This is a genomic window from Streptococcus mitis (assembly GCF_019929545.1).
In the GTDB taxonomy this organism is placed as follows: Bacteria; Bacillota; Bacilli; order Lactobacillales; family Streptococcaceae; genus Streptococcus; species Streptococcus mitis_BU.
The window spans coordinates 22,492-47,096 of sequence record NZ_JAHZPT010000008.1 but is presented as its reverse complement, the minus strand read 5'-3'; the positions used below and the strand labels follow the sequence as shown (position 1 = coordinate 47,096).

The 24,605-nt window shown below is 36.9% G+C and carries 24 protein-coding genes and 1 other annotated feature; of the genes, 22 read left to right on the top strand and 2 right to left on the bottom strand.

The window, feature by feature from the left end; all coding sequences use genetic code 11:
• Window position 1: 1 nt before the first annotated feature.
• The 19 genes from K1I71_RS04100 (at window position 2) to K1I71_RS04010 (ending at window position 18,218) form a co-directional block, all read left to right on the top strand.
• The gene (locus K1I71_RS04100; RefSeq protein WP_223330276.1) at window positions 2-1,750 is read left to right on the top strand and encodes an ABC transporter ATP-binding protein; all 1,749 of its coding nucleotides are present in this window, start codon (window positions 2-4) and stop codon (window positions 1,748-1,750) included.
• Between the two features lie 99 nt (window positions 1,751-1,849).
• Window positions 1,850-3,109, top strand: coding sequence for a TRZ/ATZ family protein (locus tag K1I71_RS04095; RefSeq protein ID WP_223330275.1), 1,260 nt, complete (start codon window positions 1,850-1,852; stop codon window positions 3,107-3,109).
• 74 nt (window positions 3,110-3,183) lie between these two features.
• Window positions 3,184-3,319: a sequence feature (ribosomal protein L10 leader region), on the top strand.
• Window positions 3,320-3,357: 38 nt separating this feature from the next.
• Entirely contained in the window at window positions 3,358-3,858 is a 501-nt protein-coding gene (gene rplJ / locus K1I71_RS04090; protein WP_001287277.1) for a 50S ribosomal protein L10, read from the top strand.
• Window positions 3,859-3,930: 72 nt separating this feature from the next.
• Complete coding sequence (rplL, locus tag K1I71_RS04085) at window positions 3,931-4,299, top strand: 50S ribosomal protein L7/L12 (protein ID WP_001196965.1); 369 nt, start codon at window positions 3,931-3,933, stop codon at window positions 4,297-4,299.
• A 201-nt stretch (window positions 4,300-4,500) separates the two neighbouring features.
• The gene (locus K1I71_RS04080) at window positions 4,501-4,674 is read left to right on the top strand and encodes a hypothetical protein (RefSeq protein WP_000159607.1); all 174 of its coding nucleotides are present in this window, start codon (window positions 4,501-4,503) and stop codon (window positions 4,672-4,674) included.
• Window positions 4,671-5,450, top strand: a complete 780-nt coding sequence (locus K1I71_RS04075) for a replication initiator protein A (protein WP_125353393.1) — start codon at window positions 4,671-4,673, stop codon at window positions 5,448-5,450. The genes K1I71_RS04080 and K1I71_RS04075 overlap by 4 nt, the downstream gene beginning before the upstream one ends.
• Window positions 5,451-5,549: 99 nt before the next feature.
• Window positions 5,550-6,908: a DNA (cytosine-5-)-methyltransferase gene (gene dcm, locus K1I71_RS04070; RefSeq protein WP_223330274.1), complete on the top strand. Its 1,359-nt coding sequence runs from the start codon at window positions 5,550-5,552 to the stop codon at window positions 6,906-6,908.
• Window positions 6,892-7,341, top strand: a complete 450-nt coding sequence (locus tag K1I71_RS04065) for a hypothetical protein (RefSeq protein ID WP_125353397.1) — start codon at window positions 6,892-6,894, stop codon at window positions 7,339-7,341. Before dcm ends, K1I71_RS04065 begins: the two co-directional genes overlap by 17 nt.
• Window positions 7,334-7,714, top strand: coding sequence for a thioredoxin domain-containing protein (locus K1I71_RS04060; protein WP_125353399.1), 381 nt, complete (start codon window positions 7,334-7,336; stop codon window positions 7,712-7,714). The genes K1I71_RS04065 and K1I71_RS04060 overlap by 8 nt, the downstream gene beginning before the upstream one ends.
• Window positions 7,715-7,726: 12 nt before the next feature.
• Window positions 7,727-7,960 (top strand): hypothetical protein, encoded by a 234-nt coding sequence (locus K1I71_RS04055; protein ID WP_000840776.1) that lies wholly within the window; start codon window positions 7,727-7,729, stop codon window positions 7,958-7,960.
• 2 nt (window positions 7,961-7,962) lie between these two features.
• Window positions 7,963-8,550 carry a CPBP family intramembrane glutamic endopeptidase gene (locus K1I71_RS04050; protein ID WP_048773328.1) on the top strand — a complete coding sequence of 196 codons (588 nt, stop codon included), beginning with the start codon at window positions 7,963-7,965 and terminating at the stop codon, window positions 8,548-8,550.
• 333 nt (window positions 8,551-8,883) lie between these two features.
• Window positions 8,884-9,183 (top strand): hypothetical protein, encoded by a 300-nt coding sequence (locus K1I71_RS04045; RefSeq protein ID WP_000869753.1) that lies wholly within the window; start codon window positions 8,884-8,886, stop codon window positions 9,181-9,183.
• The gene (locus tag K1I71_RS04040; RefSeq protein ID WP_048773330.1) at window positions 9,173-9,661 is read left to right on the top strand and encodes a hypothetical protein; all 489 of its coding nucleotides are present in this window, start codon (window positions 9,173-9,175) and stop codon (window positions 9,659-9,661) included. The genes K1I71_RS04045 and K1I71_RS04040 overlap by 11 nt, the downstream gene beginning before the upstream one ends.
• Window positions 9,661-11,538 carry a VirD4-like conjugal transfer protein, CD1115 family gene (locus tag K1I71_RS04035; protein ID WP_125353402.1) on the top strand — a complete coding sequence of 626 codons (1,878 nt, stop codon included), beginning with the start codon at window positions 9,661-9,663 and terminating at the stop codon, window positions 11,536-11,538. The genes K1I71_RS04040 and K1I71_RS04035 overlap by 1 nt, the downstream gene beginning before the upstream one ends.
• Window positions 11,539-11,558: 20 nt before the next feature.
• Window positions 11,559-11,801, top strand: a complete 243-nt coding sequence (locus K1I71_RS04030; RefSeq protein ID WP_000627865.1) for a hypothetical protein — start codon at window positions 11,559-11,561, stop codon at window positions 11,799-11,801.
• Window positions 11,802-11,817: 16 nt separating this feature from the next.
• Complete coding sequence (locus K1I71_RS04025) at window positions 11,818-12,672, top strand: VirB6/TrbL-like conjugal transfer protein, CD1112 family (protein WP_001054257.1); 855 nt, start codon at window positions 11,818-11,820, stop codon at window positions 12,670-12,672.
• Between the two features lie 53 nt (window positions 12,673-12,725).
• Complete coding sequence (locus K1I71_RS04020; protein ID WP_048773335.1) at window positions 12,726-13,085, top strand: PrgI family protein; 360 nt, start codon at window positions 12,726-12,728, stop codon at window positions 13,083-13,085.
• Window positions 13,036-15,393 carry a VirB4-like conjugal transfer ATPase, CD1110 family gene (locus K1I71_RS04015; protein WP_185760223.1) on the top strand — a complete coding sequence of 786 codons (2,358 nt, stop codon included), beginning with the start codon at window positions 13,036-13,038 and terminating at the stop codon, window positions 15,391-15,393. The genes K1I71_RS04020 and K1I71_RS04015 overlap by 50 nt, the downstream gene beginning before the upstream one ends.
• Window positions 15,394-15,404: 11 nt before the next feature.
• Window positions 15,405-18,218, top strand: coding sequence for a phage tail tip lysozyme (locus K1I71_RS04010; RefSeq protein WP_223330273.1), 2,814 nt, complete (start codon window positions 15,405-15,407; stop codon window positions 18,216-18,218).
• A 30-nt stretch (window positions 18,219-18,248) separates the two neighbouring features.
• On the opposite strand, the gene K1I71_RS04005 is transcribed toward K1I71_RS04010, so the two are convergent.
• Window positions 18,249-18,437 (bottom strand): hypothetical protein, encoded by a 189-nt coding sequence (locus tag K1I71_RS04005; RefSeq protein ID WP_075202690.1) that lies wholly within the window; start codon window positions 18,435-18,437, stop codon window positions 18,249-18,251.
• 18 nt (window positions 18,438-18,455) lie between these two features.
• On the opposite strand from K1I71_RS04005, the gene K1I71_RS04000 reads away from it, so the two are divergent.
• Complete coding sequence (locus K1I71_RS04000) at window positions 18,456-19,022, top strand: PBECR4 domain-containing protein (protein ID WP_223330272.1); 567 nt, start codon at window positions 18,456-18,458, stop codon at window positions 19,020-19,022.
• An 890-nt stretch (window positions 19,023-19,912) separates the two neighbouring features.
• Here K1I71_RS04000 and K1I71_RS03995 read toward each other — a convergent pair.
• Window positions 19,913-20,875 carry a helix-turn-helix domain-containing protein gene (locus tag K1I71_RS03995; protein WP_048773342.1) on the bottom strand — a complete coding sequence of 321 codons (963 nt, stop codon included), beginning with the start codon at window positions 20,873-20,875 and terminating at the stop codon, window positions 19,913-19,915.
• Window positions 20,876-21,101: 226 nt separating this feature from the next.
• Here K1I71_RS03995 and K1I71_RS03990 point away from each other — a divergent pair, with 226 nt between their 5' ends.
• Together K1I71_RS03990 and K1I71_RS03985 are read left to right on the top strand one after the other, a co-directional pair.
• Entirely contained in the window at window positions 21,102-22,859 is a 1,758-nt protein-coding gene (locus K1I71_RS03990) for an ABC transporter ATP-binding protein (RefSeq protein ID WP_000653339.1), read from the top strand.
• Between the two features lie 4 nt (window positions 22,860-22,863).
• Window positions 22,864-24,588: an ABC transporter ATP-binding protein gene (locus K1I71_RS03985; RefSeq protein WP_084888027.1), complete on the top strand. Its 1,725-nt coding sequence runs from the start codon at window positions 22,864-22,866 to the stop codon at window positions 24,586-24,588.
• Window positions 24,589-24,605 lie beyond the last annotated feature (17 nt).

The following is a 24,605-nucleotide window of genomic DNA, read 5'->3' as shown; positions in this document are numbered from 1 at the left end:
TATGAGACGACAAACTGCAAACCAGACGCTCAAACGTTTGGCTAAAGACCTTACAAGTCATACCTTCCTTCTTTTTCTAGCCTTTCTAGGAACCATTGTCCAGGTTGCCTTATCAATCTACCTACCTATATTGATTGGGCAGGTCATCGACCAAGTCCTAGTGGCTGGTTCTTCACCAGTTTTTTGGCAGATCTTTATTCAAATGATCTTGGTGGTCATAGGAAATACCCTCGTGCAGTGGGCCAATCCTCTCCTCTATAATCGCCTAATTTTCTCTTATACCAGAGACTTACGAGAGCGAATCATTCATAAGCTCCATCGTTTACCGATTGCCTTTGTGGATCGGCAAGGCAGTGGGGAGATGGTCAGTCGGGTGACAACAGACATAGAACAGTTGGCAGCTGGCTTGACCATGATTTTTAACCAATTCTTCATTGGTGTCTTGATGATTTTAGTCAGCATTATAGCCATGATTCAAATTCATCTCCTCATGACTCTTTTGGTCTTGCTGTTGACGCCACTGTCTATGGTAATCTCACGCTTTATTGCCAAACGCTCCTATCATCTCTTCCAAAAGCAAACAGAGACGAGGGGAATTCAGACTCAGTTGATTGAAGAATCGTTGAACCAGCAGACCATTATCCAGTCCTTTAATGCTCAAGAAGATTTTATCCAAAGACTGCACGAGGCGAATGCCAACTATGCAGGTTATTCACAGTCAGCTATCTTTTATTCTTCAACGGTCAATCCTTCGACTCGCTTTGTCAATGCGCTTATTTATGCCCTTCTAGCTGGAGTGGGAGCTTATCGTATCATGATAGGCTCTACCTTGACCATTGGACGCTTAGTGACTTTTTTGAACTATGTTCAACAGTACACCAAGCCTTTTAATGATATTTCTTCAGTGCTAGCTGAGTTGCAAAGTGCCTTGGCTTGTGCAGAACGTGTTTATGGAGTCTTAGATAGTCCTGAGGTGGCTGAAACAGGTAAGGAAGAGTTGACTAGTGACCAAGTTAAGGGAGCTATTTCCTTTAAACAGGTTTCTTTTGGCTACCATCCTGAAAAGATTTTGATTAAGGATTTATCTATTGATATTCCAGCTGGTAGCAAGGTTGCTATTGTTGGTCCGACAGGTGCTGGAAAATCAACTCTTATCAATCTCCTCATGCGTTTTTACCCTATTAACTCAGGAGATATCTTGCTGGACGGTCGTTCCATTTACAACTATACCCGAGCGTCATTGAGACAGCAGTTTGGCATGGTGCTCCAAGAAACCTGGCTCAAGCAAGGAACTATTCATGATAATATTGCCTTTGGAAATCCTGATTCCAGTCGGGAGCAAGTGATTGCTGCTGCAAAAGCAGCCAATGCAGATTTTTTCATCCAACAGCTACCTCAAGGCTATGATACCAAGTTGGAAAATGCGGGAGAATCTCTCTCTGTCGGTCAAGCCCAACTCTTGACCATCGCCCGAGTCTTTCTAGCTATCCCTAAGATTCTTATCTTAGACGAAGCAACCTCTTCCATCGATACACGGACAGAAGTGCTAGTTCAGGATGCCTTTGATAAACTCATGAAGGGGCGTACAAGCTTTATCATTGCCCACCGCTTGTCAACCATTCAGGATACGGATTTGATTCTTGTCTTGGTGGATGGCGATATTGTGGAGTATGGGAACCATCAGGATCTCATTACTAGAAAGGGCAAGTATTACCAAATGCGGCAAGCTGCAGCTTTTAGCTCAGAATAAGCCTTTTTATTTTAAAATCTTATTGACGAAAAAGTTGCCTTCGGGTGACTTTTTTGTTACAATAGCTAGAAAAAATCAAGGCCTTGGAAGGAGAAAACAATGAAAGTCTATCAGCATGTAAATATCGTGACTTGTGACCAAGATTTCCATGTCTATCTGGATGGTATCTTGGCTGTTAAGGATTCTCAAATCATCTATGTCGGTCAAGAGAAGCAAGAGATTTTAGATCAAGCTGAGCAGATTATAGACTATCAAGGGGCTTGGATCATGCCTGGATTGGTCAATTGCCATACCCATTCTGCTATGACAGGCTTGCGAGGAATCCGGGATGACAGCAATCTCCATGAATGGCTCAATGACTATATCTGGCCAGCAGAAGCAGAATTTACTCCCGACATGACTACCAAGGCGGTCAAAGAGGCTCTGACAGAGATGCTCCAGTCAGGAACAACAACCTTCAACGATATGTATAATCCCAATGGTGTGGATATTGAGAGAATTTATCAGGCAGTCAAGGCATCTAAGATGCGTTGTTATTTCTCACCGACCCTCTTTTCTTCAGAGACAGAAACAACTGCTGAGACCATTGCAAGAACTCGAGCAATTATTGAGGAAATTTTAGGATATGAAAATCCAAATTTCAAGGTTATGGTAGCACCACATTCTCCTTACAGCTGTAGTAGAGACTTGCTGGCAGAAAGCTTAGATATGGCAAAAGAGTTGAATATTCCTATCCATATCCACGTGGCGGAGACCAAGGAGGAGTCAGGAATTATCCTGAAACGATACGGCAAACGCCCCCTCGCCTTTCTTGAAGAACTGGGTTACTTAGATCATCCGTCTGTCTTTGCTCACGGGGTCGAATTAAACGAGAGAGAAATTGAACGCTTGGCAACTTCTCAAGTGTCTATTGCCCACAATCCTATTAGTAACCTCAAACTGGCATCAGGGATTGCTCCTATCATTCAACTGCAAAAAGCAGGAGTAGCAGTCGGAATTGCGACGGATTCGGTTGCCTCCAATAACAATCTAGATATGTTTGAGGAAGGACGGACTGCAGCCCTTCTTCAGAAGATGAAAAGTGGGGATGCCAGCCAATTCCCAATCGAAACAGCCCTCAAGGCTCTGACAATCGAAGGGGCTAAGGAACTAGGAATGGAAAATCAGATAGGAAGTCTAGAAGTCGGCAAGCAGGCAGATTTTCTCGTTATTCAACCACAAGGGAAAATCCATCTTCAACCCCAAGAAAATATGCTCTCTCACCTAGTCTATGCTGTCAAGTCCAGTGATGTTGATGATGTTTATATCGCTGGAGAACAGGTTGTTAAGCAAGGCCAAGTCCTAACAGTAGAACTTTAAAAGAAAAATCACAAAAAATTTTAAAAAAGTTTGTAAAAATCTTGCATTCTTTTTTTGACTATGCTATACTTATATACGGTTTGAAAAAACTGCCTAAGACAGTAGGGGAGCTCGACTCATAAATATCCTACCGAGGACAAAACGTATCATGTAAAAAGAAGCGTATTGTACTTTCGTGTCTAGGTTTGGGCGCGTTTTTCTTTTGGAAAAATTCCCCAAGCAAAATAATAACGGAGGTGAACACACTAATGAGTGAAGCAATTATTGCTAAAAAAGCGGAACTAGTTGACGTAGTAGCTGAAAAAATGAAAGCTGCTGCATCTATCGTCGTTGTAGACGCTCGTGGTTTGACAGTTGAGCAAGATACAGTTCTTCGTCGTGAGCTTCGTGGAAGCGAAGTTGAGTATAAAGTTATTAAAAACTCAATCTTGCGTCGTGCAGCTGAAAAAGCTGGTCTTGAAGATCTTGCATCTGTATTTGTTGGACCATCTGCAGTAGCATTTTCTAACGAAGATGTTATCGCACCAGCGAAAATCTTGAACGACTTTTCTAAAAACGCTGAAGCACTTGAAATCAAAGGTGGTGCAATCGAAGGCGCTGTCGCATCTAAAGAAGAGATTCTTGCTCTTGCAACTCTTCCAAACCGCGAAGGACTTCTTTCTATGCTCCTTTCTGTACTTCAAGCGCCAGTTCGCAACGTTGCTCTTGCAGTCAAAGCGGTTGCAGACAACAAAGAAGACGCAGCTTAATCTTAAGCTACGCAGCGTAGCCTAGCTACGAAAATCTATTATAAATTTAAAACATATTTGGAGGAAATAACAATGGCATTGAACATTGAAAACATTATTGCTGAAATTAAAGAAGCTTCAATCCTTGAATTGAACGACCTTGTAAAAGCTATCGAAGAAGAATTTGGTGTAACTGCAGCTGCTCCTGTAGCTGTTGCTGCAGCTGGTGCTGCTGACGCTGGTGCTGCTAAAGATTCATTCGACGTTGAATTGACATCTGCAGGCGACAAAAAAGTTGGCGTTATCAAAGTTGTACGTGAAATCACAGGTCTTGGACTTAAAGAAGCTAAAGAACTTGTTGACGGTGCACCAGCACTTGTTAAAGAAGGCGTTGCAACTGCAGAAGCTGAAGAAATCAAAGCTAAATTGGAAGAAGCTGGAGCTTCAGTTACTCTTAAATAAGAGGCATATACCAATTAGAAATCGGAATACTATAGTATCAGCCTTTTAGAATCGTGAACACATTTTAGAAACTGATAAATTAATTTAGTTTCCTACCAAAAACCCTACCAAAAATTAATTTGGCAGGGTTTTTCTTTTTAACAAATTTATCGTGGAGAACAATTGAATATTGTTCTCCTTTTTTTATTTTCAGGAGGGAAAATGACAAAAGAATTACAATCATCACGCTATATTGTCATTTCATTTTTAGTACGTGAAATGGGAATTGATATTGTTGAAGCCATCTCTCTTATGGCTGAATTAGAAAAAAGTGGCTTGGTTCGATTGGAATCAAGTGGAGATTTAATACTCAAAGAACTAGGAGGAGCGCTATGAAACGAATTACCGCAAATCAATACCAAACTTCAGAACGGTATTATAAATTACCTAAAATTCTTTTTGAGGATGAGAAATATATGGATATGAAACTAGAAGTAAAGGTGGCTTATTCTATTTTAAAAGATCGTTTAGAATTATCTCTCAGTCGTGGTTGGATAGATGAAGAAGGAGCAGTCTATTTAGTATTTTCTAATTCTAAACTGATGAGGCTGTTAGGTTGTTCGAAGTCAAAACTACTATCAATCAAAAAAACTCTTAAAGAATATGACTTAATTGATGAAGTTCAACAGTCTTCAAGTGAGAAAGGGAGACTAGCTAATAAGATTTATTTAGGGGAGTTGTCTACTACCCCAGTAGGTAATTCAAACAGGCCTAGTGTTAAAAAAAGACTAGGGCAGGTTGAAAATGAAACAGCCCCCGTCTCACATTCAGCCCCTAGTGAGACTGAAGTTAGTGAGACTAAATATAGTGAGACTGATTCTTTATTTATTGAGGATGAGGAGGATAGGAATACTCAACCTATTTTGAAAAGAAAAGTAGAAAAGGTCACAAAATATGATCGAGATTATATTTGGGGATTGGTGCAAGATCAATTTAGACGAGAGGGTTTTTCTGAAACAGCCAGTGAAATTGCTATGACTGATTTTGAGAGAATCTATCAGTATGCTCTTGACAATGTTCGCTTTGTTAGACGAGCGGAAGTACTTGCTGAATTTGTGTTTAACGGCTTGTATTCCGTTTGGAATAATCGTGTTAGAAAAGGAGGTGGTTAAAATGTCGCCAATCGAGTGGATATTAGTTATGCTCATTGTCATTTCAAGTGGAGTGACAGTTCTGACAATGATAGTCGATAAGAAAGGGGTGATCAAGAAATGAGATTTATTGATTTATTTTCAGGTATCGGTGGCTTTCGACTTGGAATGGAAAGTGTCGGACACGAGTGTATTGGATTTTGTGAGATTGATAAATTTGCTAGAGAATCTTATAAGTCCATTTTTCAAACGGAAGGAGAAATAGAATTTCATGACATACGAGATGTTTCAGATGACGAATTTAAAAAACTTAGAGGGAAAGTCGATGTCATCTGTGGGGGATTCCCTTGTCAAGCATTTTCAATCGCAGGAAAACGATTGGGATTTGAAGATACTAGAGGAACTTTGTTCTTTGAAATTGCTCGGGCGGCCAAACAAATCCAACCACGTTTTCTTTTTCTTGAAAATGTTAAAGGCCTACTCAATCACGATAAGGGACGGACGTTCACCACAATCCTTACCACACTTGATGAGTTGGGGTTTGATGTTGAGTGGCAGGTGCTTAACAGTAAGGATTTTGGCGTTCCCCAAAACAGAGAGAGGGTGTTTATTATCGGACATTCTAGAAAGAAAGGTACCCGACTCCTATTTCCTTTCAGACGAGAAGGTCAAGCAACTAACTCTGAGACTTTGAAAGCACTAGGAAATTTGAATCCATCAAAAAGTGGAATGAGTGGTAAAGTCTATTATTCAGAAGGTCTTGCGCCAACCTTAGTTCGTGGAAAAGGAGAAGGATTTAAAGTTGCGATTCCTTGTATGACACCAGACAGATTAGAAAAGAGACAAAATGGTAGACGTTTCAAGGATAATCAAGAGCCAATGTTTACTTTAAATACTCAGGATCGCCATGGTATTGTCGTTGTTGGAGATTTACCAACTAGCTTTAAGGAAACTGGTCGCGTCTATGGAAGTGAGGGGCTATCTCCAACACTGACTACGATGCAAGGTGGAGATAAAATCCCCAAAATACTGATTCCAGAACCAATCCAATTTCTAAAAGTCCGAGAGGCAACGAAAAAAGGATATGCTCAAGCAGAAATAGGAGATTCAATCAATTTGGAAAGACCAGGTTCTCAGTATCGTCGTGGTAGAGTTGGCAAAGGTATAGCGAATACGTTAACAACTAGTGGTCAAATGGGAGTAGTAGTGGCTAGCTATGAAGGAGAAGATAAGCAAGTTTACCATGTTGCTGGTATTTTAATAAATGGACAATTTTACCGTCTGAGGATACGACGAATCACTCCTAAAGAGTGTTTTCGCTTGCAGGGTTTTCCTGATTGGGCTTTTGAAGCTGCTAGAAAAGTCTCTAGTAATAGTCAGCTTTATAAACAAGCTGGTAATAGTGTAACCGTTCCTGTGATTGCCGCAATCGCAAAGAAATTTAAAGAAATAGAGGAAAAAGATGAAAGCATTAAATAAAGAATCAATACTAGATTGTGATGAATTAGAAACAGAATTACATGATGCAGAAATCAGACAGCTGGATGAACAAATAATTTTGATGCCCAATTATCCATGTGAGTTTGAGGTGACATTTTTAGATGATTACCATAAAAAACACAACTACCCCCTATTTTATGAATCCTATCTTCAAAACATTATGGAATTCCTTGAAAGTCAGGATATAAAGAACGGAGCCGATGCCTTTGTAGATGATCATCAAAATCTTGTTTTTGTTTTATATGGACAAGGCTATCGAGCCGAGGGAAAAGAGGGAATACTTACAACCCAAGTAACTGTAAAAGCTTATGATGAAGACAAGCAACCGATTAACTTCGCAAATTTATTAGATTCCTTAATCGTATCAGAATATCAAATGGAACCGAATCTTTGGGAGGTATCCCATGATTGATCTCTATCTAAGTAAAAATAGCCATAGAAATCAACTTCTTTTGGATTTCTTTCAAAAGTATGGCATAGAGGTCATTCCTCATTCTATTTCTGAAATGACAAAGGACAAATTAATTGAAATGATGAGCTATTCTTCAGATTGTTTTGAGTTTTTATCTCCCAATTTATTGCGATTTAAGAACCGTGACAATCTAAGATTAACGGATTTCATCGAGATGATATTAAAAAATCCTGAACTAACCATCAGACTTCCTCTTGCGGTTTCAAATAAGCGAGTTTATCCAAATCTGAATCTGGAGGAGGCTAGAGCTTTATTGCCAAGAGATACGAAACAATTGATTTACATGGCACAAACACATTATTTATCAAGTTAAAGGAGAAGCAATATGGCTGAACGATTTTGGGAGAACTTGTCCATTATTTTGGCTGAAAGAAATATCAGCTGGATTGAGTTAACCAGAAAAATGTTTGCGGGAGAGTTTCACTATCCAAGTGAATTGAATCGTTTGTATCAAAAGATTCGTCACTACAAGATGGAACAACGAATGCCTCAAAGTCCATGGGTAGAAAGGATTGTGCAGGTATTAGATTTAGATTATGAAGATTTATTTCGGAGGTAACTATGAAAAGAATAATTCCAGTTTATATATTCCAACAAGTAAATGTCCTATTGGTATCTCTATACTTACTGAAATTTCTTTGTATCGGTGAGTTAACTATACTAGAGATTCTCTATGGTGCGTCACTCATTTCTTTTTTATGGATGTATGGCCAACGCAAACAAGCTCATAAGGTCAATATGAAATCTAGGATGAAATGGCTTGGTATTGGATTCATTAGCCTACTGATTATAAGTCTATGTTTTAGCCTAATCCATGCTCAAGGAACCACGAATCAAGCAAACTTAATTGGACTTCAACATCAAGTTCCTTGGTTTTCATTTTTATTGTTCTTAATCAATGCGAGTATGGTTGAAGAATTTCTGTATAGAGAAATTATATGGAATTTGGTGAGAAAATTAGATATCAGAATTGCGTTGACAAGTGTTTTATTTGCCTTAGCACATCATCCTGGAACCATTCTAGCTTGGTGTTTATATGTTTCATTGGGAATGTTTATAGGGATGGTGCGCTATAAATCGGACTTATGGGGCAGTATGGGTCTACATTTGGTGTGGAACCTACTAGTTTATAGTTTGCTGCTTGTTTAGACAACGTTAGATTTTCAAAGGGAAATGAAATGCTAACGTTATGTAACAATGTTAGTCTTTTATTTCAAACTCTTTGATGAATATGAATTTAGCTCGACAGAAAAATAAGAAATGTGATAAAAATTTCAACTACTCTTATCTATAATAAAGCTACCTGTTCTTTGAAAATTGAATCCACTCCGTCTTGATTAGCGTGCCTGTGTAAGTAGGGACTGAGAGTATTTCCCTGTGAAGGGCAACTGGCACAAGACGTGTGTGAGAATTTTCTAACAGACACGGAGTTTATCGTTACCAGACTTAAACGATGCGACAAACTAGATAAAGGAGTTAATCATGAAGGTAGTAAACTTGTATGATTTGAAACAAATGGGAAATAAAGGTGGTTGTACCATCCAATTGATTCATCACTTTCCTTTTGGTATGGGCTTAGGACATCTCAAAAAAGACTACATTGAATTTAAACGTGTTGGTATCTTTGATGGGAAAGCAGTAGAAGTTACTCTTCGAGAACCTTATTCGAGAGATCTACTGCAGGTTGTCAAGTCGATTAAGCAACGTCAGAAATTGATAGCTTATCGTTATAAAGAAGGAAAGCTGCTATTTGTTAAGAAGGAGGCCTCAGATGTCCTCTGAACAACAGGAACGAATGGCAGTTCAATATGCTGAGCGTAGTCTTTTATTTACTGTAAAAAGTCTTTTAAAGATTCTAGAATGGTCTAGACGCCAAGTTTTAGCACAAGATTCCGCCTATAAGATAGGGGTACAGAAATTAGAAGAATTGCTACAATCTCCTTATTCGATTGATACGATTAATCTGAAAAAAGATTTTTTAGACAAACCAATTGATATAGAGAAATTTAAAGCTTTTTTAGAAAAAGAAGAGATTCCTTTAGCCATCGCTTGGCAAGGGGATTCTCTACATTTCTACACGAAAGACCGTTCGATTCTGGACAATCATTTAGACCATCTGTTAGAAAAAATGGTTAATGATCCGGAGAAATTAGCTGATTTTACCATGGATAAGTCATTAGACGATGCAATTGATGAGGCTAAATCCCAAATTACCTTTAGACAAGAAGGGGCCGTCAAACAGAAAGAGATGGTGAGATGATGTACAGTGGAAAGAAATTCCTACTATTCTCACTGTTAGGCATCTTACTAGGCTATCTTTTTCATCGTTTGACGCTTTTGTATGATTCCTATACTGGAAATAGCTTAGATAAATGGACTCATCTTCTGATGGAGGGTCAAGATGAAGTTCTTCAGTCGCCATGGAATGTTTCTTTTACTGGAAAATCAAGTGCTTTTTTTCTACTAGGCTTTGTGATGATGTTGCTGGTTTATCTCTATCTAGAGACTGGTAAAAAACAATACCGAGAAGGGGTAGAATACGGGAGCGCCCGTTTTGGAACTCTAAAAGAAAAGAAGCTCTTTTACGGTAAGGAATTTTCTCATGATACGATTTTAGCACAAGATGTTCGTTTGACATTATTAGATAAAAGACCACCCCAATATGATAGAAATAAGAATATTGCGGTGATCGGAGGTTCAGGAAGTGGGAAGACCTTTCGCTTTGTAAAACCTAATCTGATTCAGATGAACAGTTCTAATATTGTCGTGGATCCTAAAGATCACTTAGCTGAGAAAACAGGCAAACTCTTTTTAGAACATGGCTACCAAGTAAAGGTGTTAGATTTAGTCAATATGAAGAACTCAGATGGCTTCAATCCTTTTCGCTATATAGAGACAGAAAATGATTTGAATCGCATGCTGACGGTTTATTTTAATAACACCAAAGGCTCTGGCTCTCGTAGTGATCCATTTTGGGATGAAGCTTCTATGACTTTGGTACGAGCTTTAGCCTCTTACTTGGTCGATTTCTATAATCCACCCAAAACAAGAGAACAGCTCATTGAAGAGAGTCGTTTGAGTCAAACAGAATACCAAAACTTGTTGAAACGTCAAAAAAAAGAAGTGGAAGAGCGAAAAAAACGAGGGCGTTATCCAAGTTTTGCTGAAATCTCAAAACTCATTAAACACTTATCCAAGGGTGAAAATCAAGAAAAAAGTGTCTTAGAAATTCTATTTGAAAATTATGCTAAAAAGTATGGAACTGAAAATTTTACCATGCGAAATTGGGCAGATTTTCAAAATTATAAGGATAAGACTCTGGATTCTGTTATAGCTGTAACCACTGCTAAATTTGCCCTCTTCAATATTCAAAGTGTCATGGATTTGACCAAAAGAGATACCCTTGATATGAAGACATGGGGCCAGGAAAAATCAATGGTTTACTTAGTTATCCCAGATAACGATAGTACCTTTCGCTTTCTTTCAGCCCTCTTTTTTTCAACCGTATTTCAAACCCTAACAAGACAAGCAGATATTGATTTTAAGGGTCAATTGCCTCTTCATGTGAGAGTCTATTTAGATGAGTTCGCAAATATCGGAGAAATCCCAGATTTTGCTGAACAAACCTCGACAGTCCGTTCTCGCAACATGAGTCTCGTTCCTATTCTACAAAATATTGCCCAACTTCAAGGGCTCTATAAAGAAAAAGAAGCTTGGAAAACCATTTTGGGGAACTGTGATAGCTTAGTCTACTTAGGTGGGAATGATGAAGATACCTTTAAATTTATGAGTGGCTTACTCGGAAAACAAACCATTGATGTTCGAAATACGAGTCGTTCCTTTGGCCAGACAGGTTCAGGATCCCTTTCTCATCAAAAGATTGCTCGTGATTTAATGACACCTGATGAGGTCGGAAATATGAAACGGCATGAATGCTTGGTTCGAATTGCAAATATGCCTGTCTTTAAAAGCAAAAAGTACAATTCCACTAAGCATCCAAACTGGAAATACCTAGCCAATCAAGAAACCGATGAACGGTGGTGGAACTATCAAATCAATCCTTTAAATCAAAGACAAGAAAATCATCTTGAAGGCCTTAGAATTCGTGATTTAACTTTTGAATCTAGTTTAAAATAAAAATAGAAAAGAGGAAATAGATGATTACGCATTTTAAAGGTTTTGTTTATGGAGTAGACGCAAGTGCTATGTTTGCACAAGCTATGTCTTTGTTACAGAAGGGATTGATTGCGGTTGGTGCCTTTCTCGTTGTTGTGGGGATTGTCAACCTTGCAACCAACATTAAAGATGGTGGACCAGGTGTTCGGAATGCCATTCTGGAAATTGTCGGTGGTGTTATGGTTGGGGCTGCTGGAGCCTTTGTAACCCAGATTTCAATTTAGGAGGATAAACAATGACATGAATCTTAGTTTAGTCTCACCCTTTGTTTACCTTGCATCTGAAAAAATATCAGCTGAAAATTTATTTGAAGGATTTAATGTAGATTTACAATCTACGGTAGATTTGATTAAATCTCTATCTAGCTACAATCCAACAGTTTGGACTTATATGTCTAGTATTACTAAAAGTGTTATGCAGCCTCTTGGAGTTGCGATTTTATCAGTTGTTCTCATCTTAGAATTTTCGAAGATGGCAAAGAAAATTGCTAACTCAGGAGGAGCGATGACCTTTGAAGCATTAGCGCCGATGTTGATTAGTTATATTATGGTCGCAGTTGTAATTACCAACACTACCGTGATTGTAGAAGCCATCATCGGGATTGCGAGTCACGCCATTGAACAAGTGGCCTCGATTGTGGCTCACGGTGGGGCAAAGTATGATACCATCTCTGGACTAAAAGGTTCAGGATTTATTGGCCGTATGATTGTGGGATTTTTCGCCCTCCTCATTTGGCTAGTTCGGATAGTAAGTGCAGCCATGGTTAATCTTTTGGTATCTATTCGATTTATTCAACTCTACCTTATGATCCCATTTGCCCCTCTTACGATTCCAACATTTTTAAGTGATGAGTGGAAGTCTATTGGTATTGGTTATTTAAAAAATATTATGGTCTATGCGGTACAAGGGGTTCTTATTTTTCTGATTGTTTCTCTTGTTCCTTTGTTTGAATCTGCTGGGAAAATAGCTGTTTCAAATGGTGCAGGAGTCTTGCAATCACTTGCGATTATGTTTGGTAGTTTGGTACAAGCTATCTTACTGATTATTGCCCTCGTTGGTTCTCAACGTACGGCTCGCTCAATCTTAGGTATGTAATTAGATAAAGGCTAGGAAGTGAATGCTTCTTAGCCTTTTTAGAAAGGAAAGTCATGAATACACGTGTCTTTAAAGACATCTCAAAATACCAACACAGGGCTTGGTTAGGTTTCACCACAAGACAAATCATCTTTGTTTTACCAGCCTTTATTGTCACAATTATTGTTTTGGGCTTGAATCTCTTTTTCTGGCAATTTGGAGATTGGTTTGTTTACGGTTTTGTGTTTGCCTTTACCATCCCCCTCATGCTTTTTGGAGTCTATAAACCCAATGATTTATATTTTGAACATTATTTGAAATACCGTCTTCATTTTGAACTAACGGTTCCCCTACGCACAATTACAGGAAAGAAAGGACCTGAACATGAAAAGAAAATCAAATACATTAAAGAAACAAAAAACCTCAATGACTAATCAGAAAGAAGTAGTTAAAGGAAAAAAAGAGGAAGTGTTACCCTCTACGGCTAATACTCTTTCCTATCAAGCTCTGTATCAAAATGGTCTGATGCAGGTAAAAGAAGATTATTTCTCACAAAGCTATTTACTTGGTGATGTCAATTACCAGACCGTTGGTTTAGAAGATAAGGGCGCAATCATTGAGAAGTATTCTGATTTGATTAACTCCCTAGATGACCAAACCAACTTCCAATTGACTATCTTTAATAAAAGATTGAATTTAGAAAAATTCAGACAAAGTGTTTTGTATGAGGAAAAAGAAGATGGGTATGATACCTATCGTAAAGAATTGAATCGAATGATGAATCAGAATTTAGACAGTGGTGAAAATAACTTTTCAGCTGTGAAACTGATTAGCTTTGGTAGAAAGGATTCTAATCCCAAACAAGCCTATCGTTCCTTGTCCCAAATAGGAGAATATTTCAAGAGTGGTTTCTCAGAAATTGATGCACGATTTGAATCCTTGGCTGGAGAAGAGCGTGTCAACTTGTTGGCCGATATGCTTAGAGGAGAACACCATCTTCCTTTTTCTTACCGTGATTTAACGAAATCTGGTCAGACAACTCGTCACTTCATAGCACCTAATCTCTTGGATTTTAAAAACAAGAATTACCTACAAATCAATGACCGCTTATTGCAGATTGTCTATGTGAGAGACTACGGTATGGAATTAGGAGATCAGTTTATTCGAGACCTCATGCAAGGAGATTTGGAATTGATTGTGAGCCTCCATGCTCAAAGTTCGACCAAGGCAGATGCCATGAAGAAACTACGAACAAAGAAGACCTTGATGGAATCCCAAAAGATTGGGGAACAACAAAAACTAGCTCGTACAGGTATCTATTTGGAAAAAGTAGGTCATGTATTAGAAAGCAATATCGATGAAGCTGAGGAACTCTTAAAAACCATGACAGAGACAGGAGATAAACTGTTTCAAACAGTCTTCTTGATTGGGGTCTTTGGTCAGGATGAAGAAGAACTTAAACAAGCCCTAGACACGCTCCAACAAGTGGCCGGCTCAAATGACCTAATGATTGATAAACTACCATATATGCAAGAAGCAGCCTTTAATAGTTTGCTGCCATTTGGTTGTGATTTTTTAGAGGGCGTATCACGGAGTTTATTAACGTCCAATGTAGCAGTGAATTCTCCATGGACTTCAGTAGACATACAAGACCGAAGTGGGAAATATTACGGTATCAATCAAATCTCAAGCAATATTATTACCATTGATCGAAGCCTATTAAATACACCGTCTGGTCTGATTTTAGGAACATCTGGAGCTGGGAAAGGGATGGCAACCAAGCATGAAATTATCACGACCAAAATCAAGGAATCTGGTGAAAATACTGAAATTATCATTGTGGATCCAGAAGAAGAGTACAGTGTCATTGGACGAGCTTTTGGGGGAGAAATGATTGATATTGCGCCTGATTCCCAAACTTATCTCAATGTCCTTGACTTGTCTGAGGAAAATATGGATGAAGACCCTGTAAAGGTAAAATCAGAATTTCTTTTATCCTTTATCGGCAAGTTATTGGATAGAAAAATGGATGGAAGAGAAAAATCGATTATCGACCGAGTCACCAGACTGACCTATCAGTCATTTAAAGAGCCTTCTTTGGAAGAATGGGTTTTTGTCTTGAGTCAACAGCCAGAAGAAGAAGCGCAGAATTTGGCACTTGATATGGAACTATATGTCGAAGGTTCTCTTGATATTTTTTCTCATAAGACCAATATTCAGACAGGATCTAATTTCTTGATTTATAACGTTAAGAAGTTAGGAGATGAGCTGAAACAAATCGCTCTCATGGTAGTGTTTGATCAGATATGGAATCGTGTTGTTCGGAACCAAAAATTAGGGAAGAAGACCTGGATTTATTTTGATGAAATGCAGCTTCTCTTATTAGATAAATATGCCAGTGATTTCTTCTTTAAATTGTGGAGTCGTGTCAGAAAATATGGAGCTAGTCCGACTGGGATAACCCAAAATGTCGAAACCTTATTGTTAGATCCAAACGGTAGACGGATTATTGCAAATAGTGAATTTATGATTCTCCTCAAGCAAGCAAAAAATGACCGAGAAGAACTAGTTCAACTCTTAGGTTTGTCAAAAGAACTCGAAAAATACCTAGTCAATCCAGAAAAAGGGGCAGGACTGATAAAAGCTGGTTCCGTTGTCGTTCCCTTTAAAAATAAGATTCCTCAAGGTACTCAATTGTTTGATATCATGAGTACGGATCCTGATAAAATGGCTTCTAATTAAGGGGAAGGTAAATGAAGGATAAAAGAGAAATCATACGTGCCCGAAAGGCATTTAGAAGAACCCTAAAAGATGAGAAAAAATTCTTGAAACAAGGAAAGAAGGAGGTGAAGAAACAGAAAAAAGATTCCGCTGTACTGGATGAAAAAGCATGGAAAAAAGAGATAAAAGAAAAGCTAGAGGAGATGAGAGAAGCTTCAAAGGAGAGAGTAAAACAAGCAAATGAAGCCTACAATCATATTCTTCAAAATAGTCATCCATCTCTTTTGAATCGCAAAGAATTAAGAGACAGACGGTTACCTCATGCTAGGAAACGATTGAAAATAGCCAAGAAGCAATTTAAGGAAGCAAAGATAGAAGCAAAAGAAGAAAGAAAAGAGAGTCGTAAAGAAAGAAAAACCAATCAAAAATTTCTCTACGGTCAGGAATCGAAACAAAAATCTAATTTTTTCTTTCAAGGGAAGAGTTTAGAAGAATTAAAAGCTAAGAAAGAAGTCAAGGCCGCAAAAGAGAATCTAAAATCTACTAAACAAGCCTATAAGTCCAAAAAAGTCAGTAGGAAAGCCAAAACTTTTCTTTATGTCCTTGGACGTGAAGGTGGAGAGTTAGTTTCAGAAAATGAAGATTTAGAAGGTTATCGAACACTTCAAGAGACTATTAGAAAAGGGAAACGCTATAGTCGGCTTTCTTATAACCTTGGAAAAGCTAGTGTCAAAACAGGACAAGCAACAGGTCGTTTTACCAAGAAAAGACTGACCAACACAAAAGAGCGATACCATCATTTTAAGGATGGAAAAGGATGGAAACTAGCGAAAGAGAATCCAAGTTCCTTTAAGAATCGGTTTCGAAAATTAAAGAAACAAGGTCTTACAAGTGTCCGAAATATCTATCAGAAACTAAAAGCAGCCTTTTCCTTCTTTACATTTGCGACTGGGAATCCTGTAACCTGGATAGTTGGAGGAGTCATTTTTCTCCTCATACTGATGATGAGCTTCTTTTTAGGATTTTCATCTGCTAGTTTGATTCAACAAGATGAATTTGAATTGACTAAAGCTTATACCCACCTAACTTGGGAAGATGCAGAACATACCCGAACAAATGATAAAGGCATTACCTATTACACAAAAGTTGATGATGTGATGGGGTATATGAACTTTAAGTTCCATGACTATGAGTTACACAAACCAGTTCACTTATTTAGTTCAGAAACTTACAAGGATTATCTATCTACTTTGTGGCATGATTTAAACGATGGGGAAGATTTGAAATCCATGCAAGACCTTTATGAAACTCCTAAGTATAAACTCTCGAAAGACGATCAAGAGGAAATGAAGGAACTAAAAGAAGAAGGTGTCTATGCTTCCATGCAGGAATTGGACAATCCATTTGAAGGGAAAAGCAACGAAGATAGTCTAACCATGACTTATCGTTATGGATACTATGATTTAGACGGAAAACCTACTCTTCAGGAGTATATTCTATTAGAAGCTAAGGCTCACCAAACAATTGTCGCACCAATGGATGGAGTTGTATCTCTAGATGGCGACAATGTTATTCTCACTAACGGAAAAGGAGAGAATGAGAGTCGTTTAACATTATATTCCATCCATAATGGCCGTGCGATTGAGGGGACAAGGGTCTTAACTGGTGATATTATTGGTGAGACACCAGATGATACAGGTTTGAAAGTTTCCTATCAAAAGTATAAGAACAAGAAAGAAAAATTGGTGTATGTCAATCCGCAATTTTATTTTCCAAAGGTCATTCAACTTCAGACAACTATCTTACCTGCCATTGGTCAGTTTGGTGGGGATGAGTTTGAACGTGCAAAACATATTTATGAGTTTTTGAAATCTCAAGGGGCAAGTCCCCAAGCCATTGCGGCTATTTTAGGAAATTGGTCGGTAGAGTCTTCTATTAATCCAAAACGAGCTGAAGGAGATTATTTATCTCCTCCAGTTGGCGCTACCGATTCCTCATGGGATGATGAAGCATGGTTAGCAATTGGAGGTCCAGCCATTTATGGAGGTGCTTATCCTAATATTCTTCATAGAGGTTTGGGGTTAGGGCAATGGACAGATACCGCAGATGGGTCAACACGGCATACAGCCTTGTTGAATTATGCACGCACCCAAAATAAGAAATGGTATGATTTAGACCTCCAACTTGATTTTATGCTTCATGGGGATAGTCCTTACTATCAAAGTTGGTTAAAGGATTTCTTTAAAAATACGGGCAGTGCAGCCAATCTCGCCCAACTCTTCCTCACCTATTGGGAGGGAAATTCTGGAGACAAACTACTGGAAAGACAAACTAGAGCCACGGAATGGTATTACCAAATTGAAAAAGGCTTTAGTCAAACAAATGGAGGACAGGCAAAAAGTGACCCGCAATCCCTTGAAGGTGTTCGTGGAGACTTGTATGAGCATTCTGTTCCTGGTGGTGGGGATGGTATGGCCTATGCCTATGGACAATGTACATGGGGTGTTGCGGCTCGTATGAATCAGTTAGGCTTAAAATTAAAAGGTAGAAATGGAGAAAAGATTTCGATCATTAATACCATGGGAAATGGTCAGGACTGGGTTGCGACAGCGTCAAGTCTTGGAGGGGAAACGGGTTCTACACCAAGAGCAGGTGCTATTGTTTCTTTTGTGGGAGGTACACATGGTACACCAGCAGAGTATGGTCATGTGGCTTTTGTCGAGAAGATCTATGATGATGGTTCTTTCCTCGTGTCTGAAACAAACTATGGTGGCAACCCTAACTATACCTTTAGAAAAATCTCTCAAGCAGATAGTGCCATCAGTTTTGCCTATACGGTGAAATAAAGAAGTTGATACTTGAAATTTTAACAATTTTCAGGTAGAATAAATAGTGTAGATGAGTGGTCGGCTCATGGTCAATCTGATAGTAATCTTGGACATAAGGGCCAAGCGGTGGCGGACACCAGAACGAAATCCGATAGCAATCTTGGACGTAAGGGCCAAGCGGTGGCAGACACCAGAATAAACCGACTGACTAGGTGGCTTACAGACTCTGTAAACCACCTTTTTTGTGAGGAAAATATGGAAAATTCTAGAGATTATCGTAATCCAAATTACACCGAAAAAATAAAACTTCAGCGTTATTTTACTCAGTTACAAATTGCGGCTTCTTTTTTTAAAGAACACTTTGTTGGCAAAATCATGTATTATGAAACGGAAATAGAAAGTGTTGAACTTCATTTTTCACCTACTAATTTCATGCACCTATGTGGTGTTGATTACCGAAAAGGTGCAGGCAGTTTCTTTGACGATTGTTTAAATAGTCATGTCATAATTGATGAGTTGAAAATAAAAAATGATGGAACCACGATGCAAAAGTTACAAGTTTTAGGATCTATTGAGGAGTTATTGGGAAAGCATGTTCATCTAACTGGTTCAGGACGTTATTTGTATTTGGAGTTTGATTATGCTCTACGTACAAGAAAACAGATACTAGCATTAACATTGAAAGAGACATCAAAGAAAATTGTTCCTCAATCTTTATTAGATTTGAAGAGAAAGACAGTATTTCCAGAAGGTCAAAAAGTAATTTCAATTTACTCAAAACATTTACAAACGTCGGAACTTTTTTATTATTTAAAAGATTAGTTTACATATCTTTTGTGGTATAAAACATATTTTCATCATTATAAGGAGAACGCAGTTTTGGCTCGTTCTTTTTTTGTTGATGATATGCTCCAAACAACCTACACTAGATTGGATATGAAATAGTTTGTGATTACATAATTTATCTTCAGGGAAGTTATAGACATTATCTCAATTTCTGTCATGATAGACATCTCTAACAATTTCCGTTATAACAGACATTGACTTACAAAGTATTTCTTTTCTGAACATATTAGCGTTATAATATAAATGCAGTGTTACACTGTAGAATATTAAGAAAATAGGATACTGTAGGTTTAAAATAAATGTGTAAGATAAATAGTTGGATTAGTAAAAGTTTCAAGTCTGATAAGAACAATATTACATTTCATACAACTGAATGTATATATTTTATAAGAGAGAGGGATGCTTGATTGGGGAAAATCATTCAAAATACAGTTATAAGGATTTTAATAAGAATGAAAGTGTGATATTTCTTTTTCATTAATCTTCTAAATGTATTAAAATCAAGCTTTCCACTTATGTATTCTGCTAATAAACTTCAATACATTTCAATAGATTTTCAAAATTTGGTGGGGATTTTTATTATACTTTGTACGAGCTTTTCAATACCCTATCCCAACCTTTAAAATCCCCTAAGTTATTTACTCAAGGGATTTTTTATCTGCTTTTTTCATACTTAAACAGTCAGTCTAACTGTTTGATTTTCTTTGTGACTAACTCCCTAAAAATAGTAGAATTAGCTACTTTACTGATTTTACAAGATAATAACAAGACCTAAACGTATAATTTATTTAGGTTTACCAATTATGACTTTAACATTTTCCAATAAGGTCTAACTCAACCGTCCCCAAAGTTAAATCCTTATGTATTTAATCAGAAAGATTATTTTTCGCATATTTTTTTATGTCTTTGGGATAAAATCCCTTATATTTTTTGAAGCATGTACTAAATTTACTGTGAGAGGAATATCCTACAGCCTCTGCTATATCTTGAATTTTAAGGGTAGAGTTCAGTAGGAGTAATTCCGCCATATTCATTCTCCGTCTTTGAGTATATTCTGTAATTGTGCATTGATATTTTTGCTTAAATAACTTTTTTAGTTTTGTGCCGCTCATAGTGGATATTTTTTCTAAAGTATCCTGTGAGATAGATGTTGCATAATGATCGTCTATATAATTGGTGACATTTTTCAAAGCCTCATCATCGGCAATAGATAGTGGATTGCTGTACTTATTTAAAAAAGAGTCTATTGTAATACTTAACCATTCCTTTGCCTTTGACTCAAAAAAGATTTCAGCAGCAGGAGATGCCATCTTGCAATTAAGGATATCTTTTGCGATTCTTTCTAAAGGCTTGTTTATTATAATGCTGGTATTAAAAAATAAATCTTCATAGTTACAGACTTTATTCTTATAAGAGGACAGGCATTGCTCTATCATGGACTGATTGAAATTTATACCGATTCCTAAATAAGGAGAGTTTTTGTGAAGTAAAAACCTAAAGTCTTTAGAATTTTTTGTATTTATAGTATAAAGTGAATTTGAAGAAAGATTTTGATAAGGATTAAAACATTCACCGTTTGCTGTAACTAAATAAGATAAATAAAGGGAATAGAAATTATTCAAACCAGAAAAACTTGTATGGATAATTTCTTTTTTTATGAAAACATCATAAATATCAATAGTGAAATTATCGCCCTCGTAAAACCAATATATGCCTTCTGCATTATCCGTGCTAAAACGGAATTCATGTCCTACAGTGGAGTATTTTGTATTATCGATAGATTCATCTGTAGAAAAAAAGTTTTTAACAAAGTTATAAAAATCACTCATATTATACCTCCGTGCTTTATATTTTATCCCGAATAGACATTATCCCGAATAGACTTATTTAGCCATATCTAATTGATTGAAATCCTCATTTATTATATAATAAATGATAGATAAAAACAAGAAAAACTATGCGTATTGCAAAAGAGTTTGAAAACAAGCCTCTAAAATCAGTCTAAAAAGGCTATTTATAGGGTTTGCTAATTTTAAAAAAAGGAGGAGTTGTTCAGTGAAGGATAAGAAGAAATCAATACTGAAAAGACTAATGGCTTACGGTGGTGAAAAAAGTTTTTTACTCTATATTGCTATGGTTATGTCTGCTGTATCAGGTGTCATGGTTTTGATGCCTATGGTATATATTCATAGAATTGTAAATAACTTAATTTTAAATGGGATGGTGAATTTTGATTATGTAAAGGAAAATTCAATTTATGCAGCAGTCTTTGCCGTTCTGGGGCTTTTTATATACCTAATAGGTTTAATTTTATCCCATATTTTTGCATTTGAAGTGGAAGATAACATTATTAAGACTTCCGTAACAAAACTAATAAACAAACCGCTTGGGTATTTCGATGACAAAGAAAGCGGAAGGATAAGAAATGTAATTGTGTCCGGAGCGTCTGAAACCCATTCTTTTATAGCGCATCAACTTCCTGATATGGCGATGACCATTATATCGCCAATCGTCCTGCTTGTATTTTTCTTCGTGTTTAACTGGAAGTTAGGACTTGCCAGTATGATACCGATGATTATCGGTATGACATTGATGTCATCTATGATGACAACCGAAACAAAAAAAATGAAGGATGAGTATTATGCAGGACTTTCCGATTTATCTTCTCAGACTGTGGAATATGTTCGAGGAATTCCTGTTGTTAAAACATTTGCACAAAGTGTTGAGAGCTTTGATAAGTTATATTCGTTAATCATAAAAACAAAAGACAATGTACTTAAGCTTACTATGAGTTATACGAATAAAATGTCGTGGTTTGAAACCGTTTCTACATCGACGGCATTTTTCTTGGTACCTGTGGCATTACTCTTAATAAAATTTAATGGAAACTTATCTAATGTAGTTGCAGATTCTGTTATTTACTTCCTAATAGGACCGGCATTTGCTACTTTTATTATGAGAACTGCGACGATTACACAATACAGTTATTTTGCAGAACTTGCTTTAGATAAAATTGAAAATATACTTGAGTTTGATGATTTTGTTTATGGAAATAAAACAAGTTCTGATGTTGGGATAGAGTTTAAAAATGTAAGCTTTTCTTATGAAGATGAAAATGTATTAGACGATATTTCATTTAAGGTGAATAAAGGAGAACGAGTTGCTTTAGTCGGATCATCAGGCAGTGGTAAAACTACTATAGCAAGGCTTGCTGCACGATTTTACGATATTAAAACAGGTGAAATTTATATTGGAGGAATTAATATAAAAGATTTTGAAAAAGAGGCTTTAATGAGAAAAATTGCTTTTGTTTTTCAAAACTCTAAACTATTTAAAATGAGTTTAAGAGATAATCTTTTAATCGGAAAGCCTGATGCAACTAATGAAGAAATTGACAATGCCTTAATCAATTCAGGGGCTAAAGATATTATTAAAAATTTAGATAAAGGACTTGATACTGTTTACGGAACTAAAGGCACATATTTTTCAGGAGGAGAGGCTCAAAGGATTTCTATAGCGAGAGCTTTTTTGAAAGATGCAGATATTATCATTTTAGATGAAGCTACAGCCTTTGCAGATCCTGAAAATGAACATTTGATTCAAGAGTCTTTTAAGAAGCTATCAAAAAACAAGACAACATTGATGATTGCTCATAGATTATCTACAGTAGTAGATGCGGATAAAATTCTTGTTATTGATAAGGGGAAAATTGTAGAAGAAGGCAAGCATTCAGATTTAATCGGTATGAGTGGGCCTTACAAAAAACTTTGGGAAGAATATCAAAAATCCGTAAATTGGAAGATAGGAGGTTAAACATATGGTTTCTTATTTTATGAAAAAATATGCGATGTCAGAAAAAGGCGCTCTTAACTTAAAAAAAGCCATATTTTCACACACGCTTGTTAATTTAACTAAATTGTTCGCACCAATGATCGGTTTTATGTTTCTGTTTCAGTATATAGGCATTTTAAAAAGTATTGAGAGTTACAATTTTACTTCTGTTCATTATATTGCACTAATTGTAGTAATGATGATTGTGATGTTCTTAATAGCGAGGTGGGATTATGTAAGACTTTACACCAATGTGTACAACGAGAGTGCAAATTCAAGAATTGAGTTAGCGGAAAAGTTAAAGAAATTACCTCTTTCTTATTTTGGTAAAAGAGATTTGGCAGACCTTGCGGAAACCATGATGAATGACATGAACTTATATGAAACAATTTTTTCTCATGCTGTACCTCATATATATTCAACGGCTATATCCACAAGTATTATTGCTTTAATGCTTATCTTCTATAATTGGAAACTTGCACTTGCAGCCCTTTGGGTAATTCCCATTTCTATTTTGATTATATTTTTATCAAAGAAAAGTCAGAAAAAAATAGTACAAGGCTGGATAGATGATAATCGTAAGGTTTTTGATAATCTACAGGAAAATATAGAGCAGATAGAGCAAATAAAATCTTACAACTTAGAAGATAGGATGTTAAATGATTTTTTTGAAAAATTAAATGCATCCACAAAACAGAAGACGAAAGGTGAAGTTGTAGCCGGAACACTTACAGGAATAGCTGCCGCAATTTTAAAGCTTGGAATTATAAGTGTTGCCGTTATCGGCGTCAACATGCTTATGGCAGGGGAGGTAAGTGCGCTGGTTTATATCGCATTTTTAATGCTTACAGCAAGTATTTATCTTCCTATAGAAGGAATAATCACCTTTATGTCAATGATAGTTATGCTTGATGCGGTTGTAGGGAGAATAAAGGAAATAAAGACCATGCCTGTTCAAAAAGGCAAAAAAGATATTGACATTAAAAATTACGATATTGAGTTCAAGGATGTTTATTTCGGATATGATGATTATTCTGTAATAAATTGTGTGAGCTTTACTGCAAAGCAGGGTGAAATCACTGCGCTAATCGGTTCAAGCGGAAGCGGAAAAACAACTCTCACCAAGCTTGCTGCAAGATTTTGGGATATAGATAAAGGAAAGATTTTGATAGGGGGAGAGGACATCGGTAAAATTGATCCGGAAACACTCCTTAAAAATTTCTCTATCGTTTTCCAAGATGTTACTCTTTTTAATTCAAGCATAAAAGATAATATAAAAATCGGTAAAAAAGATGCTACAGATGAAGAGATTATAAGAGCGGCTAAAATAGCAAGATGTTATGAATTTATAGACAAAATGCCGGATGGAATAGATACAGTAATAGGTGAAAACGGACAAAGACTTTCAGGCGGAGAAAGACAAAGAATCTCAATAGCAAGGGCAATACTAAAAGACGCACCAATCATATTGCTTGATGAGGCTACAGCATCTCTGGATGTTGAAAATGAAAGTCTAATTCAAGAGGCTTTATCCGAACTTATAAAAGAAAAAACGGCAATTGTTATTGCTCATAGATTAAGAACAATAAGAAATGCAAACAAAATCGTTTTATTAAATGCCGGAAAAATAGAAGCGATAGGGACAGATGAAGAACTTTGTAAAAGCTCGGAATTTTATAAAGCAATGCTTAGAAAATCAAATATTCAGTGAAAACTTATTTAGAAGGA

Excerpts from the sequence above, each read along its gene's own strand:
- K1I71_RS04080 (WP_000159607.1), top strand. The coding sequence starts at position 4,501 with ATGACAAAAGAATTACAATCATCACGCTATATTGTCATTTCATTTTTA.
- K1I71_RS04055 (WP_000840776.1), top strand. The coding sequence starts at position 7,727 with ATGGCTGAACGATTTTGGGAGAACTTGTCCATTATTTTGGCTGAAAGA.
- rplJ (WP_001287277.1), top strand. The coding sequence starts at position 3,358 with ATGAGTGAAGCAATTATTGCTAAAAAAGCGGAACTAGTTGACGTAGTA.
- K1I71_RS04035 (WP_125353402.1), top strand. The coding sequence starts at position 9,661 with ATGTACAGTGGAAAGAAATTCCTACTATTCTCACTGTTAGGCATCTTA.
- K1I71_RS04065 (WP_125353397.1), top strand. The coding sequence starts at position 6,892 with ATGAAAGCATTAAATAAAGAATCAATACTAGATTGTGATGAATTAGAA.
- K1I71_RS04010 (WP_223330273.1), top strand. The coding sequence starts at position 15,405 with ATGAAGGATAAAAGAGAAATCATACGTGCCCGAAAGGCATTTAGAAGA.
- K1I71_RS03985 (WP_084888027.1), top strand. The coding sequence starts at position 22,864 with ATGGTTTCTTATTTTATGAAAAAATATGCGATGTCAGAAAAAGGCGCT.
- dcm (WP_223330274.1), top strand. The coding sequence starts at position 5,550 with ATGAGATTTATTGATTTATTTTCAGGTATCGGTGGCTTTCGACTTGGA.
- K1I71_RS04015 (WP_185760223.1), top strand. The coding sequence starts at position 13,036 with ATGAAAAGAAAATCAAATACATTAAAGAAACAAAAAACCTCAATGACT.
- K1I71_RS04030 (WP_000627865.1), top strand. The coding sequence starts at position 11,559 with ATGATTACGCATTTTAAAGGTTTTGTTTATGGAGTAGACGCAAGTGCT.
- K1I71_RS04095 (WP_223330275.1), top strand. The coding sequence starts at position 1,850 with ATGAAAGTCTATCAGCATGTAAATATCGTGACTTGTGACCAAGATTTC.
- K1I71_RS04045 (WP_000869753.1), top strand. The coding sequence starts at position 8,884 with ATGAAGGTAGTAAACTTGTATGATTTGAAACAAATGGGAAATAAAGGT.
- K1I71_RS04075 (WP_125353393.1), top strand. The coding sequence starts at position 4,671 with ATGAAACGAATTACCGCAAATCAATACCAAACTTCAGAACGGTATTAT.
- K1I71_RS04025 (WP_001054257.1), top strand. The coding sequence starts at position 11,818 with ATGAATCTTAGTTTAGTCTCACCCTTTGTTTACCTTGCATCTGAAAAA.
- rplL (WP_001196965.1), top strand. The coding sequence starts at position 3,931 with ATGGCATTGAACATTGAAAACATTATTGCTGAAATTAAAGAAGCTTCA.
- K1I71_RS04020 (WP_048773335.1), top strand. The coding sequence starts at position 12,726 with ATGAATACACGTGTCTTTAAAGACATCTCAAAATACCAACACAGGGCT.
- K1I71_RS04060 (WP_125353399.1), top strand. The coding sequence starts at position 7,334 with ATGATTGATCTCTATCTAAGTAAAAATAGCCATAGAAATCAACTTCTT.
- K1I71_RS04000 (WP_223330272.1), top strand. The coding sequence starts at position 18,456 with ATGGAAAATTCTAGAGATTATCGTAATCCAAATTACACCGAAAAAATA.
- K1I71_RS03995 (WP_048773342.1), bottom strand. The coding sequence starts at position 20,875 with ATGAGTGATTTTTATAACTTTGTTAAAAACTTTTTTTCTACAGATGAA.
- K1I71_RS04100 (WP_223330276.1), top strand. The coding sequence starts at position 2 with ATGAGACGACAAACTGCAAACCAGACGCTCAAACGTTTGGCTAAAGAC.
- K1I71_RS04040 (WP_048773330.1), top strand. The coding sequence starts at position 9,173 with ATGTCCTCTGAACAACAGGAACGAATGGCAGTTCAATATGCTGAGCGT.
- K1I71_RS04050 (WP_048773328.1), top strand. The coding sequence starts at position 7,963 with ATGAAAAGAATAATTCCAGTTTATATATTCCAACAAGTAAATGTCCTA.